Source organism: Pirellulales bacterium (genome assembly GCA_035939775.1).
GTDB lineage: Bacteria > Planctomycetota > Planctomycetia > Pirellulales > DATAWG01 > DASZFO01.
Map to the genome: position 1 here is coordinate 1 of DASZFO010000328.1, position 4,060 is coordinate 4,060.

A 4,060-nucleotide genomic window follows, 5' to 3' on the forward strand; every position below is an offset into this window, starting at 1 on the left:
GAAGCAGTTCTGCAATTACGAGCCGATACGCTCAGCGACAGCCAGCCGATGGAACGTTTTTGGCAACGCTGGCAATCCCGTCAAAACGGCAGCAACCGCTACCAGACCGCCGCCTGATTGCGCAAAGTAAGGAATGCACCCTTGATCTTTCGATTTTAGAGGACACGCGTAGGTAACCGGTCACAGTCCGGCGAGGAGCGAGGGGGCTGATTGGTTGGCGAAACTCGCCTTGACGGCCGAAGTGATGAAGGCGAAAGCATTGCGGCTTTGCTGACGGCAGGTTTCCACGATGGTCAGCATCGTCTCTATGAACCGACTGCCCGCCGCGCTTTGCGTACCGAACGACAGCTTCCGCCAAATCACGGGGTGCCGCAAGGCCCGCTCGCTCGCGTTGTTGGTCAGTCGACCTCCAGGAACGTCCACAGCCACTGGCGATGGTCGTAAAGTTCCCGACACATGCCGCCAATTCGCGGGTTGCCGCTGAAGGTCCCGCGCAGCAGCAGGCTTTCCACCTTCCGGCAGATTGGTTGCATCACGCGCTTGAGTCCACGATGAGAAAGAGTGCCGTCACGATAACGCGCCCAGGAATGAAACATTTCCCGCGTGGGCCGCATCAACTCATGTCCCAGCCGCTTCGCTTGCGGATCGCCGCTGTCGATGAGGGCTTGAAAGTCGCGTTTCAAATGGGCCCAGCACCACTGCAATCGGTCCAGCGTCCAGTACATCTTGGCCCGGTCGCAGGTCACCACGCCGCGAAACTCCGCGCCGAGCAACTCGCTCGGTGGCGGCTCGCGTCGTGCGCTGCGCGAACACCGTGAAGCGTCGGGCCACGCAGGTCCACAACCAGGCTTTGGCCCGGCTTTCCTTGGTCGGCGATTCGTCGATGCCCAAAATCTCTTGGGCCGGCAATTGCTAGAGGCGCAGAGGGACCGCCCTGATAAGATTGCGACCGCAATGCGTTTGAACTGGCGACGGGTTCACACCAAAGGCGCGATGTATGCCTCGGTCGTTCAGCCGCCGAGCCGGTGGTTGTTAATTTGACCCGGCCAAGCGAGCCTCGACTCTCTCGGAGCACGATGCTCATGATGAACCCCGAACCGATCGTACGGGATAACATCGAGATTGGTCGCTTCACTTATTTCCCTGAGGATTTCGAGTTTAAGACTTGGGTCCCCGGAGAAAAGATCGTCATCGGCAGCTTTTGCTCGATCGGGAACCACGTGTTCATCTGCACCGGCGGGAATCATCGCTCCGACATCGCCTCGACCTATCCGTTTGACTTTTTCTTCCTCGGCCGTCCCAAGCCGAATCGCTGCTATCAAGGGACCCGCACGACCACGATCGGCAATGATGTCTGGCTCGGTCGGCGATCGACGATCATGGGGGGCGCGAACATCGGCCACGGCGCCGTGGTGGCGGCCTATTCCGCCGTGTTCTCCGACGTCCCTCCCTATGCCATTGTGGCCGGTAATCCGGCTCAGGTGATTCGCTATCGCTTCAGCCGGTCGGTCATCGAGCGGATGCTGAGCATCGCCTGGTGGGATTGGCCCGAGGCGAAACTGCGAGCTGATGTGGAATGGTTCTATCGACCGATCAACGAATTCGTGGAACATTTTTCTCCGCAGAAGGACTCGAACGATGTCCACTCACACCACGCCCGAGGACCTCATCAGTCTTTTGCGGCGCCAACTGCGAATCCAATTCCCGATTCGACTCGACACGCCGCTTCTTAGCGGCGGGTTGATCGACAGCTTCGGCCTGGCCGGGTTGCTGACGGAGATCGAGCACGAGTTTGGTGCGTCGATCGATCCGGCTGCGATCGGCGTTGACAATTTCGATACGGCCGAGCAAATGTTTCGGCTGATCCGTGGCCAATGACACGAGCCGGCAGTTGACATCGGTAAGCGGCATCCCGAGGCGTTGCGCGCAGCTCGTGGCTCGATGATGAGTTCCACCCTAACCGATCGCAGCTCGTGGCAAACCCGACCAACATCCTCGCCGCCGTTCTGCAACATGCCGACAGCGCGCCGGACCGCACTTGCGTCGAGATCTTTTCGCGGCGGACGGCGATGGAACGGAGGTCGTTTGGGGAAATCGCTGCCGGGGCCGGCCGCGCCGCCACGTTCCTCGCATCGCAGGGTCTGCGCCGCGGTGACATCGTCGCCTTTCTTGGGACCCACCATATCGATTTCTACCCGGTTTGGCTGGGATGCGTCTGGCTTGGCGCCGTTCCGACCGTGTTGGCCGAGCCCAGCGTGCGAACCGACAAGGAAATCTATTGGGCGCGGCTCGGCGAGTTGCTAAGCCGCATCGACAGTTGGGGCGTAGTCGCCGATCCACGTCTGAAACTCGAGCGGCCGTTATCCACCATCCGCCGTTGGCACTGCTTCGATGAAATCGCTGCCAACGCTTGGACGGGCTGCGCTCGGGGAATTCCCCCGCGAGTTGTTTCCCGGCCGGAAGACACTCTGCTGTTGCAGCACTCGTCGGGCACGACGGGGCTACAAAAGGGAGTGATGCTGTCGCACCAAGCCGTGCACCGGCACGCCGAGAGCTACAACCGGCGACTGCGGCTCACGGAGTCCGATTGCATCGCCACCTGGCTTCCCTTGTATCACGACATGGGATTCATCGCCTGTTTCGTGAACCCGCTTTGGCACGGTGTCCCGGTCGTCTGGCTTTCGCCGTTTGAATGGGTCGTCAATCCGGCGTTGTTGCTGGATGCCGTTACGCAACTGCGTTCGACGATCGCATGGCTGCCGAATTTTGCGTTCGCGTTTTTGGCCAGCCGAACTAAGTTGGAACCGGGCCGTTACGAATTGTCGTCACTTCGCGCGCTGGTGAATTGCTCGGAACCGGTGACCGCTGAGGCGATGCAAGCTTTTTGCGAGCAATTTGCCGCCGCCGGCTTTCGGCCGGAAGCGTTGCAGACCTGCTACGCCATGGCCGAGAACGTGTTCGCGGTGAGCACGACCGACGCCGAATGCCCGCCGCGATTTCGGCGAATCGACCGAGCGATTTGGCAATCAGAAAATCGCGCTGTTTCGAATGACCGTTGCCTATCGAGTATTGGCGACAAGCCAGACGATAATCCGAACGACCGGCCGTTCGATCCGGCGATCGCACCGCAAAACCTCAATTCGACCGCTGTCGTTCCGGCAGGCGGTATCGACGATTCGCCTCTGGCGACCGTAATCCACGTCAGTAATGGCCGTTGCTTGCCCGATTGCGAAATCCGAATCGTCGACGAGGTTGGCCGGTCTTTGCCGGTCGAAGTTGCCGGCCGCGTGATGATCCGTTCTCCATTTCTCTTCAGCGGCTATTTCCGCCGCGACGACTTAAACGCCGACCTGCTCGATGATCAGGGGTTTTTCGACACAGGTGACCTTGGCTATCTGGACGAACAGTCACACGTCTACATCACCGGACGGCGAAAGGATTTGATCATCGTCGGCGGCAAGAACATCTATCCACAGGACGTCGAACAAGTGGCGTCCGCCGTGCCGCAGATTCATCCGGGCCGCGTCGTCTGTTTTGGCGTTACGCAACGCTCATTGGCGACAGAAGGATTGGTGCTGCTCTGCGAAAGCGACGAGCCGGAAGCGTTGTGGGCGGACCTGGTCAGAAGAGTTCGCGTGACAATTCCGGCCCAATTGGATGTGGACTTACTCGACGCGCGAGTCGTTCCTCGAGGGACACTTCGCAAATCGACCTCCGGAAAACTCGCCCGCGACTGCAATCGCCAATCGTATTTGAGCGGCCGATTTGGCCCCATCCCGGCAGACATCGGAGCCGTCTAGGCGGCGGTGACATTCAGCGCCGTCGGCCAGAGGCGGAACGATACGGCCAATCGATTTCGCTCGAAGAGCCGCGGCCAAGCTAGTAACGTCGTCCCAGGCCAGAGTCTCGGCGCCCGGAACGGAGCCCCCGTCGTCTGAGACTTGCGATCCGGCCGCGCCTTTCTGGCGAGGCTCATTTGATCGCTTACCATTCCTGGCCTCGCGAATTGATGCGCGTCCCCGGGGTCAAGAAGTAATCCCCGTGCGCTGCTCAATCGGGT

Annotated in this window: 5 protein-coding genes; 3 read left to right on the top strand and 2 right to left on the bottom strand. The window is 60.2% G+C overall.

Features of this window, described 5'->3' with window-relative positions; all coding sequences use genetic code 11:
* Positions 1 to 180: 180 nt before the first annotated feature.
* Positions 181 to 423, bottom strand: coding sequence for a hypothetical protein (locus VGY55_21035; GenBank protein ID HEV2972470.1), 243 nt, complete (start codon positions 421 to 423; stop codon positions 181 to 183).
* Positions 399 to 749: a transposase gene (locus VGY55_21040; GenBank protein ID HEV2972471.1), complete on the bottom strand. Its 351-nt coding sequence runs from the start codon at positions 747 to 749 to the stop codon at positions 399 to 401. The genes VGY55_21035 and VGY55_21040 overlap by 25 nt, the downstream gene beginning before the upstream one ends.
* A 333-nt stretch (positions 750 to 1,082) precedes the next feature.
* On the opposite strand from VGY55_21040, the gene VGY55_21045 reads away from it, so the two are divergent.
* From VGY55_21045 to VGY55_21055, 3 genes are all read left to right on the top strand, one after another.
* Positions 1,083 to 1,733 (top strand): CatB-related O-acetyltransferase, encoded by a 651-nt coding sequence (locus tag VGY55_21045; protein ID HEV2972472.1) that lies wholly within the window; start codon positions 1,083 to 1,085, stop codon positions 1,731 to 1,733.
* Positions 1,639 to 1,878: an acyl carrier protein gene (locus VGY55_21050; protein ID HEV2972473.1), complete on the top strand. Its 240-nt coding sequence runs from the start codon at positions 1,639 to 1,641 to the stop codon at positions 1,876 to 1,878. Before VGY55_21045 ends, VGY55_21050 begins: the two co-directional genes overlap by 95 nt.
* Positions 1,879 to 1,973: 95 nt before the next feature.
* A complete protein-coding gene (locus VGY55_21055) occupies positions 1,974 to 3,800 on the top strand; it encodes an AMP-binding protein (protein HEV2972474.1) in 1,827 nt (608 codons plus the stop codon).
* The last annotated feature ends 260 nt before the right edge of the window (positions 3,801 to 4,060 follow it).

Bases quoted from the DNA above. Each gene is read 5' to 3' on its own strand.
- VGY55_21050 (HEV2972473.1), top strand. From the start codon at position 1,639: ATGTCCACTCACACCACGCCCGAGGACCTCATCAGTCTTTTGCGGCGC.
- VGY55_21045 (HEV2972472.1), top strand. From the start codon at position 1,083: ATGATGAACCCCGAACCGATCGTACGGGATAACATCGAGATTGGTCGC.